The sequence below is a fragment of the Bacillus sp. AFS059628 genome, from assembly GCF_002571225.1.
Taxonomy (GTDB): Bacteria; Bacillota; Bacilli; order Bacillales; family Bacillaceae_G; genus Bacillus_A.
This window is the reverse complement of record NZ_NVEC01000027.1, coordinates 30,999-49,350: the sequence shown is the minus strand read 5'-3', so window position 1 is coordinate 49,350 and position 18,352 is coordinate 30,999. Positions and strand designations below refer to the sequence as shown.

The following is an 18,352-nucleotide window of genomic DNA, read 5'->3' as shown; positions in this document are numbered from 1 at the left end:
GATGAGAATAGGTTTAGTCGTTGAAGGAAGTTATCCTTTTGTCAGTGGCGGAGTAGCAAGTTGGGTACAAATGATCATCCAGCAATTTAAAGAACATGAATTCACAATTTTTGCGATCGTACCGCAAATAAAAACAGAAGAGGAATATCAATATGAAATTCCTAACAATGTAAAAGATATCATTATGATTCCCTTACAATCAGAAAGTGACTCAAAACATATAAAAACCAATTTAACGACTGATGAAGTACAAACACTTCAAAAATGGTTTACATTCCAAGCTAACGACACAGAAGCATTACAAATATTAGGGAATAAGCAAAAGCTAGGAACACTACATTCCTTCTTCGAAAGTCGTGAATTTTATGAAATAGTGAAAGAAAGCTATTGGTATGAAGAAAGTAGTGGTTCTTTCTTAAATTACTTTTGGATGTGGAGATCTATGTTCACACCAATCATTCAAATTTTACAAATTGATTTTCCTGAGTTAGATCTTATCCATTCTGTATCTACAGGCTATGGTGGGCTTCTTGGAGCTGCAATTAGTGCCAAATCTGACATACCATTTATTCTAACAGAGCATGGTATTTATTCTCGGGAACGTGAAGAGGAAATACTCCAATCAACTTGGATACCAATCGAATACAAAAAAAGATGGGTTTCTTTCTTCCATCATTTATCTCACCAAGCATATGAACAAGCTGCTGATGTGATTACGTTATTCGGACGGAATAGTACATATCAAAAAGAACTAGGAGCTCCGGCCCATAAACTAAAAATTGTTCCAAATGGTGTTACTTTATCTGACTATAAAGGGCTACGTAAGCCAAAACATAATTCAGATAAACTCATTATTTCTGCTATTATACGAGTTGTGCCAATTAAAGACGTAAAAACAATGATTTATGCAGCTAAATTATTATTAGAAAAAGGTATTCCGTTTATCTTCTACTTATTAGGTCCTGATACAGAAGAACCAGAGTATGCCCAAGAATGTCGTGATTTAATTCAGCAACTTGGATTAAAAGAACATGTAATAATGACTGGCAGAGTAAACATTAAAGATTACTTAAAACAAACGGATATTCTCGTATTAACTAGTATATCTGAAGGACAACCACTAGCTATGTTAGAAGGAATGGCATCGGGATTACCATGGGTTGTTACAGACGTTGGTTCTTGTAAGGAGTTAATTTATGGACAAGATGAAGATCCTTACGGCCAATGTGGCTTTGTTGTACCACCTGTATCTCCTGAACAAGTTGCCACCCACTTAGAATGGTATTATCGCCACCCTGAATCCATTCAACAATTCGGAAACAATGGACGTAATCGTATTGAAGCATATTATCAATTATCAGGTGTTGTTGATAGTTATCGTAAGCTTTATTTAGAAAGGGGTGCGAAAACATGGCAGGTATAGGATTTAGATTACAAAAATTATTTCAGGAAGACTACTATTCTTCAAGAGTAAAAGCTTATGGATTTTCGTTATTTGTTACAGCCGGTCCTTGGTTAGTCGTTATTTTAGCAGTAACAACTATTCGATTCATTTTGAGTTTATTTCATTCTATTTCAATTGAAGAACAGCGCCTTTTCACTATTTCAATTTCATATTGCTTTATTTTTTCTCAAATTATTTACGGAGCATTGCAGCTCATTGTAACTAGATATGTAGCTGACCTTTTATACGAACAAAAAGCTGATAAAGTATTTTCTTCATTTTTAGGAATGACGAAGATCACACTTTTTTTAGCTATTATGTTATGGCTTTTGTTTGCATTTTTCACACCATTAGCTTTATATTATAAAATCGTGATGCTATTTTTATTTTTAGCTTTAAATATCATCTGGATTCAGTCCATTTATTTAACAGCAGCTAAAGATTATCAATCAATTGCACTGGCATTTTTAATCGGATCCATTTTTTCCCTATTAGGAATTATCCTAGTAGCTTACTGGCACCCTACACTTGGGTTAGAACATGGATCTGCCCTATTGCTTTTAATTTCTTTTACACTCGGTACTTTCATTACACTAGTATGGTTAAGTATCGTTATTGTACGAATGTTTCCAAATAGTGATGCTACTGAACAATTTACCTTTCTGTCTTATTTAGATAAATATCCAGAATTATTTTGGTCAAGCCTATTTTACAATGTGGGTATTTGGGTATGTAATTTTGTTATTTGGTTTGGAGACGGTCGGGGAAATATTGAAGACACATTTATTTATCATCAAATTTATGATACTTCTGTTTTCTGGGCGTATTTAAGTATTATCCCAACCTATATTTTCTTTGTAGTATCTATTGAAACCAGGTTTTATGAAAGATATAAAAAGTTCTTCGGTTCGGTAAACAATGGCGGAACATTACATACGCTTTTACAATTGAAAGATTCCATGAACTTTGTCTTAAAGCAGGAAATGGAACGTATACTTCGTAATCAAGGTATTTTTTCCTTACTTATTATTTTTATAATATGGATGTTTAGTTCGCAATCTGGAAACACAACACTTAATTATTCTATTCTGCAACTAACTATAGTTGGTGCTTATGCAAATGGAATGGTGCTCGTTATTACATTACTACTCCTATACTTTGAGGATCGTAAAGGGGCATTTCGAACATCAGCTATTTTCTTTTTTGCAAACTTGTTATTAAGCCTTATCCTGCTTCCATTTGGATTCAATGGTTACGGCATTAGTTTCGCAGTTGGATCTTCTATTACATTCCTATATGCTATTTCTAGGCTCTTTACTTACATTAAAGATATTGATTATTATACATTTTGCCAGTCAAATATTCCTATAAAACAGCGGACCTTTTTTACCAAATTAGCTAATAAACTTAACGGGAAATAAATACAAAAATGACCTTTGCTCATGCAAAGGTCATTTTTTGTATCTACATATTAAACTTCCAAATAGCCATTTTTATTATTTAATTGCCATCTCCAAGAATCTGCACACATTTCTTCTAATCCACGTTTTGCTTCCCATCCTAGTTCACGTTTTGCCTTTGATGCATCTGCAAAACATATTGCGACATCACCAGGACGACGCTCTGTAATTTTATAAGGAACTTTTTTTCCTGAAACCCTTTCAAATGCTTCAACCATCTCAAGTACACTATACCCTGTACCTGTGCCCAGATTATAAGCATCTACTCCTGTTGTATTCAGTACTTTCTCTAGCGCTTTTACGTGACCTTTTGCTAAGTCTACAACATGTATGTAGTCACGGATGCCTGTTCCATCTTTCGTTGGGTAGTCATTTCCAAATACACTTAATTCTTTTAGCTTACCTACTGCCACTTGTGTGACATATGGCATTAAGTTATTTGGAATTCCATTTGGATCCTCTCCAATACGTCCACTTTCATGTGCACCAAATGGGTTGAAATAGCGAAGTAACGCGATACTCCATTCTGTATCCGCAAATGCTACATCACGCATAATTTGCTCAATCATTAATTTCGTTTGACCATATGGATTTGTTGCACTTAATGGAAACTCCTCTGTAATCGGTGACGTTTCCGGGATACCATATACAGTTGCAGATGAACTAAAAATCATCTTCTTTACATTATGTTTCTGCATTACTTCACATAGCACTAACGTGCTCGTAATGTTGTTATGATAATATGTTAATGGAATTGCTACTGATTCCCCTACAGCTTTAAACCCTGCAAAGTGAATAACTGCTTCGATTGCATTTTCTTCAAAAATTGCGTCAAGTGCTTCTTGATTTAAAACATCTTCTTTATAAAACTTAAATTGTTTTCCTGTTATTTCTTTCACTCGATTTATAGATTCTACCGAGCTATTCGAAAGATTATCCACTACTATAATTTCGTAACCGCTATTTAGTAATTCTACACATGTATGACTACCAATATACCCTGCTCCACCTGTTACAAGTATTGCCATAATTATAGTCCTCCATATTTCATTCATTATAAACTTCTCAAAGTATATCACATATTTCTTATCCTATGTTTAATATGCGAACACAGAAACTTACATTTTATCCCATAATATTTTTATAACATATACGATTCCAATCAAGTAATAAGAAAAACGCCACATNNATGTGGCGTTTTTCTTATTAAATTACATAACAATATACACTTAGAAAATGCGCAAGACTACCTAATAATACAAAAACATGAAAAATTTCATGATGTCCCATATATTTAAACTCTAGCCATTTTGGCTTTGTTCCATAAATAAATCCACCAATTGTATAAAAAATGCCCCCAAGTACTAAGAAAACAATGCCTCCTGTACTTAAATTTTCAGCTAACGGTGCAAAGAATAAAACAATTAACCAACCCATCGTAATATAAATTGCTGTCGATAACCATCTTGGACAATTAAACCAAAACATTTTAAACACAATGCCACAAATCGCAGTTGCATAGACTAAACAAAATAATAGCAAACCACTTGCTGAATTTAATGTAATTAAGCAAAAGGGTGCATATGTACCTGCAATTAATATAAAAATCATAGAATGATCTAGCTTCCTAAAGAAGTAAATAACACGTTCATTGGCCACAACACTATGATATACAGCTGACGCCGTATAAAGGACCATCATTCCAATACCAAACAAAATAACAGCTGTAATTGCAGCAAATGATGGCATCTTGATAGAAACTTTCACAAGCATAGCTAATAAGGCAATAAATGATAATATCGCTCCACCTAAGTGAGTAAATGCATTAACTGGTTCCCTTACATAAGCATTCATAATAACACCCCTCATATAATTACACGTAGTTTTGATAACTACTTGTAATTATATACACATTTCTTTTTAAGGTCAACATTTACAATTCATTTGTTTCGTAATACCATATTTAAAGATGTATTAGACATTAAGTTCCACTAAGTTATAAAAGTGAGGGATTCTACGTGGAAAATATAAATGAATTACTTGAGACATTGCATTTAGAAAAAAATATTAAACTTGAGGATATTCCAAATGTTGACTTATATGTAGATCAAGTTGTCCAACTATTTGAGAATACTTATGCAAATACAACGAGAACTGATGATGAAAAAGTATTAACAAAAACGATGATTAATAATTACGCAAAAGGGAAACTATTCATCCCTATCAAAAATAAAAAGTATTCAAAAGAGCATATGATTTTAATTAGCCTAATTTATCAATTAAAAGGTGCTCTTTCCATTAACGACATAAAAAGTTCATTAGAAACTATAAATGACTCCTTATTAAATGATGATTCATTCGAATTAAATACGTTATACAAAAATTATCTTGCTCTTACTGAAAGCAATGTCGAAAGCTTTAAACAAGACGTAAATAACCGTGTTACAGAAGTAAATGAGATTTCTTCCTTAGAAGACACAAAGCTAGAAAAATTTCTACTACTAACATCCTTCGTGACTATGAGTAATATGTATAGACGTTTAGCGGAGCAACTAGTGGATGATTTAAAAGAATCATAAATAAAAACTATCCACCTATTAAAGTGGATAGTTTTTATTTACTTAATTGCTTCATGAACTTTTAGTTGTTTCCCTTTAATCGTTGTAGTCTTCATGACTTTCAAGACAAGTGGTCCTTTTCCATTTAATATTTCAACGTAAGAAACATTATCTTGTATCGTAATAATGCCTATATCTTCCGCTGTAACACCTTTAATTTTAGCGATTGTACCGACGAAATCTACCGCCCTAATTTTCTTTTTCTTCCCACCATTAAAGTACAGCTTCATAATGCCTTTGTTGATGTCTGCATTTTTATCTTTCTTTATAATTGGTTTAGCATGTATCTTTTCTTCAAATGCAGCTTTCCCTTTCATAACTTCTTCTTTCAAAGGTCCAATTGCCTTTGGAATTTCAAAGCCAATATACTCCTCAATCTCTTCTAAAAATCTATTTTCATATGGTGTTATAAATGTAATAGCTTTTCCACTATTTCCAGCTCGTCCCGTTCTTCCAGTACGATGTACATAGCTTTCTTTTTCAAGTGGAATATCATAATTAATAACATGTGTAATATTATCAATATCAATTCCCCTCGCAGCCACGTCTGTTGCTACTAAATAACGGAATTTTCCTTTTCTAAAATCATCCATGACTTCAAAACGATCTTCTTGTACCATACCACCATGTATTTTGTCACAAGGATAGTTAGCTCTGTTTAATTGTCTATATACATGATCTACATTGTCTTGTGTACGGCAGAAAATAATACAACTATCCGGATTCTCAATCGTTGTTACATCTTTAAGTAGTGAAAGCTTCTCATCTTCTATCACCTCAAAAAGAGTATGTTCAATTTTATCCGTCGTAATCCCAGCCGCTTTAATTTCAATATGAGTTGGTGAATTCATATATGTACGAGACAATTTCTCAACATCTTCTGGGAGTGTTGCTGAAAATAACATTGTCATTCTTTTTGTAGGTAATTCATCAATAATTGCCTCTACTTGATCGATAAAGCCCATATTTAGCATCTCATCTGCTTCATCAATAACTAAATACTTCAAACACCCTAAAGAAAGGGTACCCTTCTCAATATGATCCAACACACGACCAGGAGTCCCAACTACAATATGTGTCTTTTGCTTTAATTCTAATTTTTGACGTGCAAATGGGGATTTCCCATAAACTGCCGCAGCCTTGATTCTTTTGAATCGACCTATATTTGTAATATCTTCTTTTACCTGTACCGCAAGCTCTCTCGTTGGTGTTAAAACTAATGCTTGTGGTTTATTCTCTTCCCACTCCACCATTTCACAAAGTGGAATACCAAATGAAGCTGTTTTTCCACTTCCCGTCTGGGACTTCACAACAAGATCCTTCTTTTGTAATGCGACTGGAATAACCTCACCTTGTACTTCTGTTGGATGATCATACCCTAACCCAGTAAGCGCCCTTACAATTTCTTTACTTAATTTATACTCAAAAAAACCTTTTTCACTCATATATTAACCTCATTTTATTCTGTATTATTTTCTTTTTTATCTTTTGTATACGTTACTATCGCCCTACTTATTATACTTGAAACCTTACATAAAAAGGTGGATCATGTCAGATTCATCTTTTTATATAGAAATAAACCTTATCATTTCATATATTGTTCAACTACTTGATAACATCTTTTACTCGTATTGTTAGCATTAACCTTTTCAAAGTTCCTACATCTACTCCCAAAAATAAAAAGAATACATACAACTTTGTGTAATTATCTTTATTTTCCGTATTTTTTATAGACGAACAATACTAATAAAAAAACGTTTTAGGTTCGTTTTTAACGTTATTTTTTAGATATAAAATCTACTTTTTTAAAAAATGTTAAGAAATCCTTTGACTTCTTAATGAAAATAATGTAAATTATCATATGGACGAACATTTTTGATTAATAAAAATAAAATATTCGTATTTTAGGGGTGTAAATGATGGAAAACGTATTCGACTATGAAGATATTCAATTAATTCCTGCAAAATGTATTGTGAACAGCCGCTCTGAATGTGATACAACTGTCACTTTAGGTAAACATAAATTTAAATTACCTGTCGTACCTGCAAATATGCAAACGATTATTGATGAAAGAATCGCAACTTACTTAGCTGAAAACAATTATTTCTATATCATGCATCGTTTCCAACCAGAGAAACGAATCTCATTCATTAGAGATATGCAATCACGTGGTTTAATCGCTTCTATTAGCGTTGGTGTAAAAGAAGACGAATATGAATTCGTACAGCAATTAGCTGCTGAACAACTTACACCTGAATACATCACGATTGATATCGCGCATGGACATTCTAATGCTGTGATCAACATGATTCAACATATTAAAAAGCATTTACCAGAAAGCTTCGTTATCGCTGGAAACGTTGGAACGCCAGAAGCGGTAAGAGAATTAGAAAACGCTGGTGCTGACGCAACAAAAGTTGGCATTGGACCTGGTAAAGTTTGTATTACTAAAATTAAAACAGGCTTTGGAACTGGCGGTTGGCAACTAGCTGCACTTCGCTGGTGTGCAAAAGCTGCAAGTAAGCCAATTATCGCTGACGGTGGTATTCGTACACACGGTGACGTAGCTAAATCTATTCGATTTGGGGCGACTATGGTTATGATCGGTTCTCTATTCGCTGGTCATGAAGAGTCTCCAGGGGAAACAATCGAAAAAGACGGCAAACTTTATAAAGAGTATTTTGGTTCAGCTTCTGAATTCCAAAAAGGCGAAAAGAAAAACGTTGAAGGTAAGAAAATGTTCGTTGAGCATAAAGGTTCTTTAGAAGACACTTTAATCGAAATGGAACAAGATCTTCAATCTTCTATCTCTTATGCTGGTGGAACAAAATTAGACTCAATTCGTACTGTAGATTATGTAGTCGTGAAAAACTCTATTTTCAACGGTGATAAAGTATATTAATTTTTAAATGTAACTCGAAGGACAAGCATTTTTATGCTTGTTCTTTTTCCTATATAGAAATGTAAAATATTTTCATTTTACTGAATTTTCTAGTATTATATTTTTAGATACTTATACTAAGGGGGTTATAACAAATGAAAAATACCATTGAGAAACGCCATATTCGCGCGGAAGTCCCTGCTGAGCTAACATGGGACCTCTCTGATTTATACGAATCTGATAAAGAGTGGGAAACTGCATTACGTGTATTAACAGAAGATATAAAAAAACTTGATGTGTTTAAAGGACAATTACACACTAGCCCTACTACTTTATTACATTGCCTACTTTTAGAAGAAGAGCTTCTAATGAAGTTAACAAAATTATACTCCTACGCAAATTTAAAAGAATCTACTGACCGTACAAATCCAGTTGTTCAAGCGAACTCTTCCAAAATTGCTGCTTTATGGACGAAAGTACATACTGCACTATCCTTTATCCGTAATGAAATCCTCTTATTTGACGAAGGAACGATTGAAAAATATTTAACAGAAGAAATCAAACTGGAACCTTTCCGTAAATCATTACTAGACATACTACAAAAAAGGCAGCACACGCTCTCTCCTGAAACAGAAGAAGCTCTTGCTGCACTTGGCGAAGTACATAGTTCTCCATACAAAATTTACGGTATGACTAAATTAGCCGATATGGATTTTAACTCCATACAAGATGAACAAGGAAATGAACTTCCTGTATCGTTTGCATTATTTGAAAGCAAATATGAGTTTTCTCCAAGCGCAGACATACGTAGGAAAGCATACTCATCATTTGTTTCCACCTTGAAACGATACAAGAATACAGTGGCAACAACATATACGACTGAAGTAAAAAAACAAGTGACACTTTCTCGCTTACGCAAATTTGAATCTGTTACTCATATGCTTTTAGAACCTCAAAAAGTTCCTCTTGAAATGTATAATAATCAACTTGATATTATTTATAAAGAATTAGCGCCTCATATGCGCCGTTTTGCAGATTTAAAAAAGAAAGTATTGGGACTCGATGAAATGCTGTTCTGCGACTTACATGCGCCTTTAGATCCCGAATTTAACCCGACAATTACTTACGAAGAAGCTGGAAAACTTATTCAAGACTCTTTACAAGTACTCGGGGATGAATATAGTTCCATTATCGAAAAAGGATTCAAAGAAAGATGGGTCGACCTTGCAGATAACGTAGGGAAATCAACAGGGGCATTTTGTTCAAGTCCGTATGGTTCTCATCCATACATTTTAATTACATGGCAAAATACGATGCGCGGCTGCTTCACATTAGCTCATGAATTTGGGCATGCTGGTCATTTTTATTTAGCAAATAAAAACCAACGTATTATGAATGTACGTCCATCTATGTACTTCGTTGAAGCACCATCTACAATGAATGAATTACTATTAGCCCAGCATTTATTAGCGACGAATGACGATAAGAGAATGCGCAGATGGGTAATCCTGCAACTACTTGGTACATATTATCACAACTTTGTTACTCACTTACTTGAGGGAGAATATCAAAGAAGAGTATACAGCCTAGCAGAAGAAGGAGAAGCACTTACAGCTACAACTTTAACTGAAATAAAAGCAAATGTACTTTCAACATTCTGGGGAGATTCCGTAAAAATTGATGAAGGTGCTGGCTTAACTTGGATGCGTCAACCTCATTATTATATGGGCTTATATTCTTACACGTATTCCGCAGGCCTCACTGCATCTACTGCAGTAGCTCAAATGATTAAAGAAGAAGGACAACCTGCCGTTAATCGCTGGTTAGATGTACTTCGCGCTGGTGGTACAATGAAACCACTTGAATTAATGAAACATGCCGGAGTCGATATGTCAAAACCAGACGCAATCCGCAGAGCTGTTTCTTACGTTGGTTCCTTAATTGATGAATTAGAGAGCTCTTATCAAGAATAAAGTGAAACTTTAATCAGTGGGGGGTGTCCATCCCCCACTGATTATTAGTTGAACCAATCGGGCTTTTACGGGCAGTTGATTTCCTACCTAACTTCTTTGCTTCCGCTGAATTTTGAGGTGGGGATCTTACTGCCCGTTAATGCGGGATAAAAAATAAGCCCTCGCTTTATGAGGGCTTATTTCATATTTACTTTCCAAATCTTTTACGGTATCCACATTTTCTGCATAGCTCTTCGACTGCAACTCTTCTCGAAAATCCATCGACAATGTTTGTAGCTCTTTCGCCTTCTATAATGTTAGAAAATGAATCATTATTAATATTCCCAAGATTAATAATCCCTTCACCATCTAAACAACAAGGAATAACTGTTCCATTCGCTAAAATACCAGCTTGATTTCGAAGACCGTGACAGAATCCTCTTCCATCATCCTCTTCTTCATGTAATGCTGGCCACTGGAATTCATAGTCTTGATTAATAAAGACACGCTCCGCAATTTTTATACCCTTTCCTGGTGTAAGCTTCTCTTCAATTTGATAAGATAAATTAAACTCATTTTCAATGATAGATAATAACTCTCTATTCTTCTGGATTTCAGCATTTGTTTTATTATCCTGCGTTAAGTTCCATAATCTAAGTGAAACAATTAAATCCGATTGACTTGTCGCCTCTCTAATGAAGGAAAGTATACTTCTTACATACCCCTCTTTGTCTTGTGAACCTGGGTGTCCATCAAAACTATGCAGTGAAAAATTCATTTGTCTTAAAGCAGGCTTATTTAACAATCTATGCCTTCTCTTATTAATTAACGTTCCGTTCGTTGTAATATTAACTTTAAACCCTTTTTCATGGCTTAAATCTAACAATTGATCTATTTTTGGATGTAGCAACGGCTCACCCTTCACGTGCAAATAAATGTAGTCTGTGTGTGGTTTAATTTGGTCTAACCTTTTTGCAAAATCCTCCACAGAAATGAATTGCTTCTGTCTTTCCGTCGGCGGACAAAAGCTGCACGCAAGATTACATACACTCGTAATCTCCAAGTAAAATTTCTTAAACTTCTTCACCTTTAACTCCTCACTTCTATGACTACTTATACTTTTTCCTCTTCATATTACAGCATACTTTTTTAGAAATAGAAACATACTTATTTTAGGAAATATAGAAAACGGCCACATCTGTAGCCGTTTGAATGTACTATTACTATTTATGATACGGTTCCCCGCGATTAATACGAAATGCTCTATACACTTGCTCAAGCAATACTAATCGCATTAATTGGTGTGGTAATGTCATCTTTGAAAAAGAAAGTGATTCGTTTGAACGCTTCATTACTTCTGAACTTAGTCCAAGTGATCCTCCAATTACAAAGGCAACTTTACTCTTTCCATATGTAGCAAGACGATCTAAGCTTACTGCAAATTCTTCTGATGATTTTTGTTTTCCTTCTATTGCTAACGCAATGACGTGCGTATCATCAGAAATTTTATCCAGTATACGTATACCCTCTTTTTCTTTTACAATTAACATTTCTGCTTCACTTAAATTTTCTGGCGCCTTTTCATCTGGTAATTCAATTACTTCCACTTTTGCGTATGCAGATAATCGTTTTAAGTATTCTGCTATACCTTGTTTTAAATATTTTTCTTTTAATTTCCCAATTGAAATAATCGAGATATTCACACGTATTCCCCACCTTACAAACATGTTATCCACATAACTTATCCACATATCCACAAATGTTACCCACATATTGTGTGAGAATCTGTGTTCGATACAACATATGTCGCCTCATTTTGACAAAATTCACATGTTTTTTTCTCTTTTTCTGAGTTATCCACATTGTTGATAACCGGTGCAACTTCACACTCATCCACAATAATATCTAAAGCTAATTCAACATGTTCTAAACAACAAGGTAAATTCATATTCTTCACCTCACTTTTCTACAATAGAAAACAGGAGGTAGGCCCTCCTGTTTTTAATACTTTTGAATGCCTAGTTTAACCGTTGTTGTTGCTCGTTTTGTACCACGATAAAATGTAAGAGTCATTTTATCATTAATTTTTTTATCATATAAGGCCGTACGGAATCCGATAATATCCCGAACCGGTTTTCCATCTACTGCTACAATCACATCATGTTCTCGTAAACCAGCATCTGCACCTGGCGAAGGACTTTTCACATCTAAAATGCAAACTCCCTCTGTTATATTGCCCGGTAAATGCAATGTTTTTGACCAATAATAATTCGGAATCTCATTTAACGATCTAAGTTCAATTCCAACATATGGTCTTCTTACTTTTCCGTACTTCTCTAATTCATTCATAATAGGAACAGCTCTATTAACAGGAATGGCTAGTCCAATTCCTTCTACTTCTTTTGCAGCAATTTTCATTGAGTTAATACCAATTAATTGACCTGCTGCGTTTACAAGCGCACCACCACTATTACCTGGGTTAATTGCTGCGTCTGTTTGCAATACTTCTACTTGCCAATCATAATGTCCATCTTGATCTAAATCCACAGGGACAATACGTTCATTAGCCGAAATAATGCCTTGTGTGACAGTTCCAGAAAATTGTAGCCCGAGCGGGTTTCCAATCGCAATGACCGGTTCTCCTCTACGAACAGCATTAGAATCACCAATTTCAATTACTTTTTTCACATACTTTGCATCTATTTCTAGTACAGCCAAATCTGTGACTACATCAGTGCCTAATACTTTTCCTGGAACTTTCTTACCGTCACTTAAACTTACTTCAATACGATTCGCCCCAGCAACAACATGATTATTCGTTACAATGTAAGCTTGGCCATCTGTCTTTTTATAAATTACACCCGATCCTGTACCAGCTTCTGAATCTGCCTCTGAAAAATTATCTCGCTGAATATTAATAACGCCAACAACAGCTTCAGATGCACGATCAACAGCATCGACAAAGCTAATCTGTTTAATTCCTTGCGCTTGGGCCATATTACTTCCACTTGCTTCTGCTTGTGGAAACGCGCCTGCATCATTTGAAAACAAAGGAGCTCCAAATGCAAATAACGAAGCTCCTACAATTGTTCCTGCTATACTAGAAATAACAATACCTTTATGCTTCTTTTTTCTTGCACGTTTCATACGATAATTTTCTTCATCAATAAAGGACATATTTGTTCACCTATCTTCCTGAAAACAACTATATTCACCTTTATTGTTTACTAAAATGAAGAATTATACGTATTGAATTTTTGTCGGCATTTTTGGATCTGTATCGTGGATTTCAAAGGCTTCTCCCACTCCAAATCCCTTTTCCTCTAATACTTGTGATACTGACATACGTGCTAGTTCTTTCATGTTATTATCTAAACTTAAATGTGCTAAATAAATATGTTTTGTCTCATCTGTAATTACATCTGCCATCGCTAATGCAGCGTCCTCATTACAAACGTGACCCACATCACTTAAAATACGTCGCTTAATACTCCATGGATAACGCCCCATACGAAGCATTTCTACGTCATGATTACTTTCAAATACAAAAGCATTAGCTCCCTTAATAACACCTTTCATACGGTCACTCACGTATCCCGTATCTGTAATAAGGGCTAATTTTCTATTATTGTTATGAAAAGCATAGAACATCGGCTCTGCCGCATCATGAGACACCCCAAATGACTCGACCTCAATATCACCAAATGTTTTCACATCCCCAACTGAGAAAATAAACTTTTGCTCAGTCGGGATATTTCCTATTAAGTGTTCCATTGCGTTCCATGTTTTCTCATTTGCATAAATAGGCAAATCATATTTACGTGCCAATACACCTAATCCTTTAATATGATCACTATGTTCATGTGTTACAAGAATACCTGATATATCATTTATATTTAGTTCTGCCTGTTTAAATAAAGCCTCTGTTGCTTTACCACTTAAACCTGCATCGACGAGTAATTTCTTTTCATCCGTTCCTACATATAGCATATTCCCTGTACTTCCACTTGCAAGTACGCTAAAATGCAACCCCATTCTTTCTCACTCCAGTATGTTCATCAACCACTTGATTTTCCTTTTCACCTAATTCCATAACTTGTCCTTCAATTGCATTTACAAAGAAGTCCTGCTTCTGCTCCGTTTTTAAATTCCATGTTGGAGCGAGTACTTGGTTATTAGAAGTAGATGCGGTAAGGTTGGCATAACCAATTTGTGCTTCTTTTACATGTGTATTCCCATGAATTTTATTTTTTAAATATAGGTTTTCTAAAGCCGTTTGGGCAGTAATAATTTCTTGCTGTTTCGTTTTTTCACTTTCGCCCATTTCTTTTAAATCAGTTAGCATCGTTTGCGTGTACGACACAAGTTCATTTTTTTCATTTAATTCCACAACAATTATCGCCTGATCGTTATAAAAAATAGGCTTATCTTTATATTTTTGGAAGAAGTAAATTTTAGAGTCTTTCATCGCACCAAACTCATACTTTTGCCCATCCAATACATAGTTCTTCAAAAAATCACTATACTTATCTTTAGATAATGATTTTGTATTCAAAAAGGGCTCTTTTAGCTTACTTTCTATTTTGTACATATTTTGTATATGGGCTGTTTGATTTTTTAAAGACTGTACATCTTCTTCTTTAAATGCCTTGTTTTCCGCCCTAATAAATGACTCTTTTTTTGGTTCTTTAGGGAAATTACCCATCGTAATTTTGTTCGCTTTTAATTCTTGATCTATCTTTGTTTCTGCAATAAGCTCCAATTGATTACTATCTTGCTTTTGAATGAATTGAAAAATGAGAAAGAGGTCCAAAACAAAAAAGGTCACAATAAATATGGTTTTAATCCGATCCCAATCCATTTAGTCCTCCCTCACTCCACTCATATATTTTTTGTTTGCCAGCTTCATCTTCAACAAACTTTACATACCAAATTGGCTGTAGTCGAGCTACTTGCCCATCTAGTGATAATTTGTATCCAATACCAATGTCTTTAATGAATCGTTTATCTACTGCGGGATTATTTTCTAAGGATGCTATTACAACGTGACCTGATGGAAGAGTGACCTTTTGCTCTATACCTTTCGTATTTAAAGACAACAACGGTCTTTCATATTCCATTACTTCTTCTGATCCCCATACTTGTCTCAATTCAGCTAATCCATCTGTATTGAATACGGAATATCCATCTTCATGTAGACGAAATACCGTCTGTCCTTTATTCATATAGTCCAAACGATATGAATCCAAGCTCCCACTGTGACCATTTACAAAATCAAAGCTTTTTTGTAAAAGCATTAAATTATCTGTCGTTTTCTCACTTGAAACAGAAGAATTTTTATACTTTAGCATATGATGATCGTTTTCAATCTCCATAGACCTAATACCGTCTGTAAATGTTTCTTTCGATTTCTCGGTAATAGGACTTAAATAACGCGGGTCACTAAAAAGAGCATTCTTAAATGTATCAACCGCTAAATTAGATGAAATATATGTTATATTACTTAATTCTGTCGTTCCATCTGGTAAAAATAACTTTTTCATATCATTAATTTGATAGTCAAAATAAGGTTTTGCCGATACTATAAATTGATTTTGTGCATTTACAATATCTTTTAAATACAAACCACTTAATTTTGCTTCATATATTCTAGAGTTATCACCATCAGAAACAAAATTAATTTTAATTTCTTGATCCCTACTTCTAGAAGGATCAAGAATAATTCGATTAAAATATTTAGGCTTATTTATACTTTTTTCTTTCATATTAAACATAGATTTAACTGCATCAAATGGGATGTTGGTAGGAAAAACAAGTTCAATTTTCCCTTCACCATGCACATAAGAAAGGAAATCAGCTTTAGCAATCGATATCTCTTTGAAATCATATAATTCCCCTGCTTCCAAAGGTTTATAGATTGATTCTATATCTCCCTCTCTTTTGCTCCCGTAATGATTTTTATCTTTGTGGACAATGATAGAAGTAGGGCGGACAACATCACCGATTTTAGTTTGAGTAGTTCCTTCATTACCTTGCACAAATTTTGCGTTTTGCATAGACGTGGAATCTGGCACATACGTCCATAAGTTAAAAGTAAGAAATAGGCTAATTACAACTAAATTAATTAAAACGATCGTTTTAACATTTTCCATACTCATTCCCAATCGTCCTCTTCATCCGCTGCCATTGGTAATGTGAAATAAATAGTTGTCCCTTTTCCTTCCTCACTCTTCGCCCAAATCGAGCCACCATGTGCCTCAATCATTTCTTTCGCAATTGCTAATCCAAGTCCTGTACCACCCATTTGTCTTGAACGTGCTTTATCTACGCGGTAAAAACGTTCAAAGATTTTATCAACATTCTCTTTCGGAATACCCATTCCTTGGTCGCTTACACTAATCTCTAATAACTCACCACGATCACGTAAGCGATATGTTACTGTTCCACCTTCTGGTGAATACTTTAATGCATTCGAAATAATGTTATACAATACTTGTGTAATTTTATCCGTATCCATATCAATAAATCGGGATTTCTTAGAGAAAGATCGTTTGAAACTTACGTTTTGCTCTTTAGACATTTCAAAACGATCAATAATGTTATTAAAGAAGTCAGTAAAGTCGACCCATTCTTTCATTAAACGATGCTCTGTACTATCAAGCTTAGAAAGTTGCAATAACGCATTTACAAGTCTAATCATTCTTTCTGTTTCTTCTTGTGTAACTGTTAAAAATTGCGGTGCAATATTCGGATCTTGCCACGCGCCGTCCGTAAGAGCCTCTAAGTAACTGCGCATCGTCGTTAATGGCGTTCTTAATTCATGGGAAACGTTTGCCACAAACTCGCGGCGTTCCCTCTCTATACGCTCTTGTTCAGTTACGTCATATAATACGGCTATTAAACCATTTGCTTTCCCTGTCTCTTTTTGAATAACAGAGAAACTAGCACGTAAAATATATGGCTCATTTCTCGTACTAAAATCTAATAAAACGGAATCAGGCTCTTCGTATAAATGATCGAGCGTAAATTCTTCCTGTATCCCTAATACTTCTAAAACAGATTGATCAAGTGCCGTTTCACGAGAAACATTTAGCATCTTTTCCGCAGGATCATTTAATAAAATAATGTCTCCTTTTCGGTCGGTAGCAATTACCCCATCTGTCATATGTGATAAAACGGATGATAATTTACGTCTTTCACTTTCCGTTGAAGAACGAGCTTGTTGTAATTTTTTTGATAAATTATTGAAAGATAATGCTAATTGTCCAATTTCATCATGGCTATGCACTTTTACTTTTCTTGAATAGTTTCCTTTTGCCATTTCAATCGCTTGTCTTCGCATATCTGAGATTGGTCTCGTAATCGTTTGAGCTAACAAAATTCCAAGTACAGCTGTTACGAGTAATGCAATAACAGTTCCAGTCGCAAAAATTTGATTAATATCCTTCATCTGTTTATAGACATCTTCCATAGATGCAACAATATAAATAACACCAAGTGCATCCTTGCCGTTATCATCTAGAATAGGAGTAAGCATAACTTGTACGCGATGACCTGTACGACCATCCTTCTCAATTTTCACTTCTGGCTTTTTTTGTACCAATACCCGCTGAACAGCTATATCAGTTGATGTTCTATTTACCTTGTTTTGCTTTGACTCATCTGAAATAGCAAGTAACTTTCTATTCGAATCAAATACACTTACCTCTTGGATATCTTTCTTTCGATCAGAGGCAAATTTTCGAATTGAAGTTTTAATCGTTTCATCTGTTGATTCTGTTTCTGCTTTTGTATGACTTTTTTTAAACTCTTGTTTCAAGTTATATGATAATAAATTCGTTTGCTGCGTTAAAGAATCTCTAAATCCTTGTACAAGACTCTTTTCTAATTCTCTAACGAAATATACCCCAATAACCTGCATAGCTATCAATATTAATAGCATATATATGAGTACAAATTTTAAATGAATAGATTGAAAAAAACCGACTTTCTTCAT

The 18,352-nt window shown here is 34.5% G+C and carries 16 protein-coding genes; 5 read left to right on the top strand and 11 right to left on the bottom strand.

Annotated elements, in window-relative coordinates; translation table 11 throughout:
* Position 1: 1 nt before the first annotated feature.
* Positions 2 to 1,423, top strand: coding sequence for a GT4 family glycosyltransferase PelF (gene pelF, locus COL05_RS10355; protein WP_098668546.1), 1,422 nt, complete (start codon positions 2 to 4; stop codon positions 1,421 to 1,423).
* Positions 1,411 to 2,865 (top strand): exopolysaccharide Pel transporter PelG, encoded by a 1,455-nt coding sequence (gene pelG / locus COL05_RS10350; protein ID WP_098668545.1) that lies wholly within the window; start codon positions 1,411 to 1,413, stop codon positions 2,863 to 2,865. Before pelF ends, pelG begins: the two co-directional genes overlap by 13 nt.
* Before the next feature lie 50 nt (positions 2,866 to 2,915).
* Here the strand turns inward: pelG and galE are convergent, their stop codons facing one another.
* Together galE and trhA are read right to left on the bottom strand one after the other, a co-directional pair.
* Positions 2,916 to 3,932 carry a UDP-glucose 4-epimerase GalE gene (galE, locus tag COL05_RS10345; RefSeq protein WP_098668544.1) on the bottom strand — a complete coding sequence of 339 codons (1,017 nt, stop codon included), beginning with the start codon at positions 3,930 to 3,932 and terminating at the stop codon, positions 2,916 to 2,918.
* A 178-nt stretch (positions 3,933 to 4,110) separates the two neighbouring features.
* Positions 4,111 to 4,758, bottom strand: a complete 648-nt coding sequence (trhA, locus tag COL05_RS10340; RefSeq protein ID WP_000995364.1) for a PAQR family membrane homeostasis protein TrhA — start codon at positions 4,756 to 4,758, stop codon at positions 4,111 to 4,113.
* A 164-nt stretch (positions 4,759 to 4,922) separates the two neighbouring features.
* Here trhA and COL05_RS10335 point away from each other — a divergent pair, with 164 nt between their 5' ends.
* Positions 4,923 to 5,483 carry a DUF1836 domain-containing protein gene (locus COL05_RS10335; RefSeq protein ID WP_098668543.1) on the top strand — a complete coding sequence of 187 codons (561 nt, stop codon included), beginning with the start codon at positions 4,923 to 4,925 and terminating at the stop codon, positions 5,481 to 5,483.
* 38 nt (positions 5,484 to 5,521) lie between these two features.
* On the opposite strand, the gene COL05_RS10330 is transcribed toward COL05_RS10335, so the two are convergent.
* On the bottom strand, positions 5,522 to 6,967 hold the full coding sequence (locus tag COL05_RS10330; protein WP_098668542.1) for a DEAD/DEAH box helicase: 1,446 nt from the start codon (positions 6,965 to 6,967) through the stop codon (positions 5,522 to 5,524).
* A gap of 474 nt (positions 6,968 to 7,441) precedes the next feature.
* Between COL05_RS10330 and guaC the strand changes: the two genes are divergently transcribed.
* Both guaC and pepF read left to right on the top strand, forming a co-directional pair.
* Positions 7,442 to 8,425 (top strand): GMP reductase, encoded by a 984-nt coding sequence (gene guaC, locus COL05_RS10325; RefSeq protein WP_000432444.1) that lies wholly within the window; start codon positions 7,442 to 7,444, stop codon positions 8,423 to 8,425.
* Between the two features lie 134 nt (positions 8,426 to 8,559).
* A complete protein-coding gene (gene pepF / locus COL05_RS10320; RefSeq protein WP_098668541.1) occupies positions 8,560 to 10,377 on the top strand; it encodes an oligoendopeptidase F in 1,818 nt (605 codons plus the stop codon).
* Between the two features lie 187 nt (positions 10,378 to 10,564).
* Here the strand turns inward: pepF and COL05_RS10315 are convergent, their stop codons facing one another.
* The 8 genes from COL05_RS10315 to walK form a co-directional block, all read right to left on the bottom strand.
* A complete protein-coding gene (locus COL05_RS10315) occupies positions 10,565 to 11,443 on the bottom strand; it encodes a radical SAM/SPASM domain-containing protein (RefSeq protein WP_097852436.1) in 879 nt (292 codons plus the stop codon).
* A gap of 136 nt (positions 11,444 to 11,579) precedes the next feature.
* A complete protein-coding gene (gene rlmH / locus COL05_RS10310) occupies positions 11,580 to 12,059 on the bottom strand; it encodes a 23S rRNA (pseudouridine(1915)-N(3))-methyltransferase RlmH (RefSeq protein WP_001027003.1) in 480 nt (159 codons plus the stop codon).
* 59 nt (positions 12,060 to 12,118) lie between these two features.
* Positions 12,119 to 12,304 carry a CxxH/CxxC protein gene (locus COL05_RS10305; RefSeq protein WP_001052827.1) on the bottom strand — a complete coding sequence of 62 codons (186 nt, stop codon included), beginning with the start codon at positions 12,302 to 12,304 and terminating at the stop codon, positions 12,119 to 12,121.
* Positions 12,305 to 12,357: 53 nt separating this feature from the next.
* Positions 12,358 to 13,533 (bottom strand): S1C family serine protease, encoded by a 1,176-nt coding sequence (locus COL05_RS10300; RefSeq protein WP_098668540.1) that lies wholly within the window; start codon positions 13,531 to 13,533, stop codon positions 12,358 to 12,360.
* Between the two features lie 63 nt (positions 13,534 to 13,596).
* Positions 13,597 to 14,391, bottom strand: a complete 795-nt coding sequence (locus tag COL05_RS10295; RefSeq protein WP_098668539.1) for an MBL fold metallo-hydrolase — start codon at positions 14,389 to 14,391, stop codon at positions 13,597 to 13,599.
* Positions 14,375 to 15,217, bottom strand: a complete 843-nt coding sequence (locus COL05_RS10290; RefSeq protein WP_098668538.1) for a two-component system regulatory protein YycI — start codon at positions 15,215 to 15,217, stop codon at positions 14,375 to 14,377. The genes COL05_RS10295 and COL05_RS10290 overlap by 17 nt, the downstream gene beginning before the upstream one ends.
* Positions 15,198 to 16,514 carry a YycH family regulatory protein gene (locus COL05_RS10285; RefSeq protein WP_098668537.1) on the bottom strand — a complete coding sequence of 439 codons (1,317 nt, stop codon included), beginning with the start codon at positions 16,512 to 16,514 and terminating at the stop codon, positions 15,198 to 15,200. Before COL05_RS10285 ends, COL05_RS10290 begins: the two co-directional genes overlap by 20 nt.
* Positions 16,511 to 18,352 carry a cell wall metabolism sensor histidine kinase WalK gene (gene walK / locus COL05_RS10280; RefSeq protein WP_098668536.1) on the bottom strand — a complete coding sequence of 614 codons (1,842 nt, stop codon included), beginning with the start codon at positions 18,350 to 18,352 and terminating at the stop codon, positions 16,511 to 16,513. The genes COL05_RS10285 and walK overlap by 4 nt, the downstream gene beginning before the upstream one ends.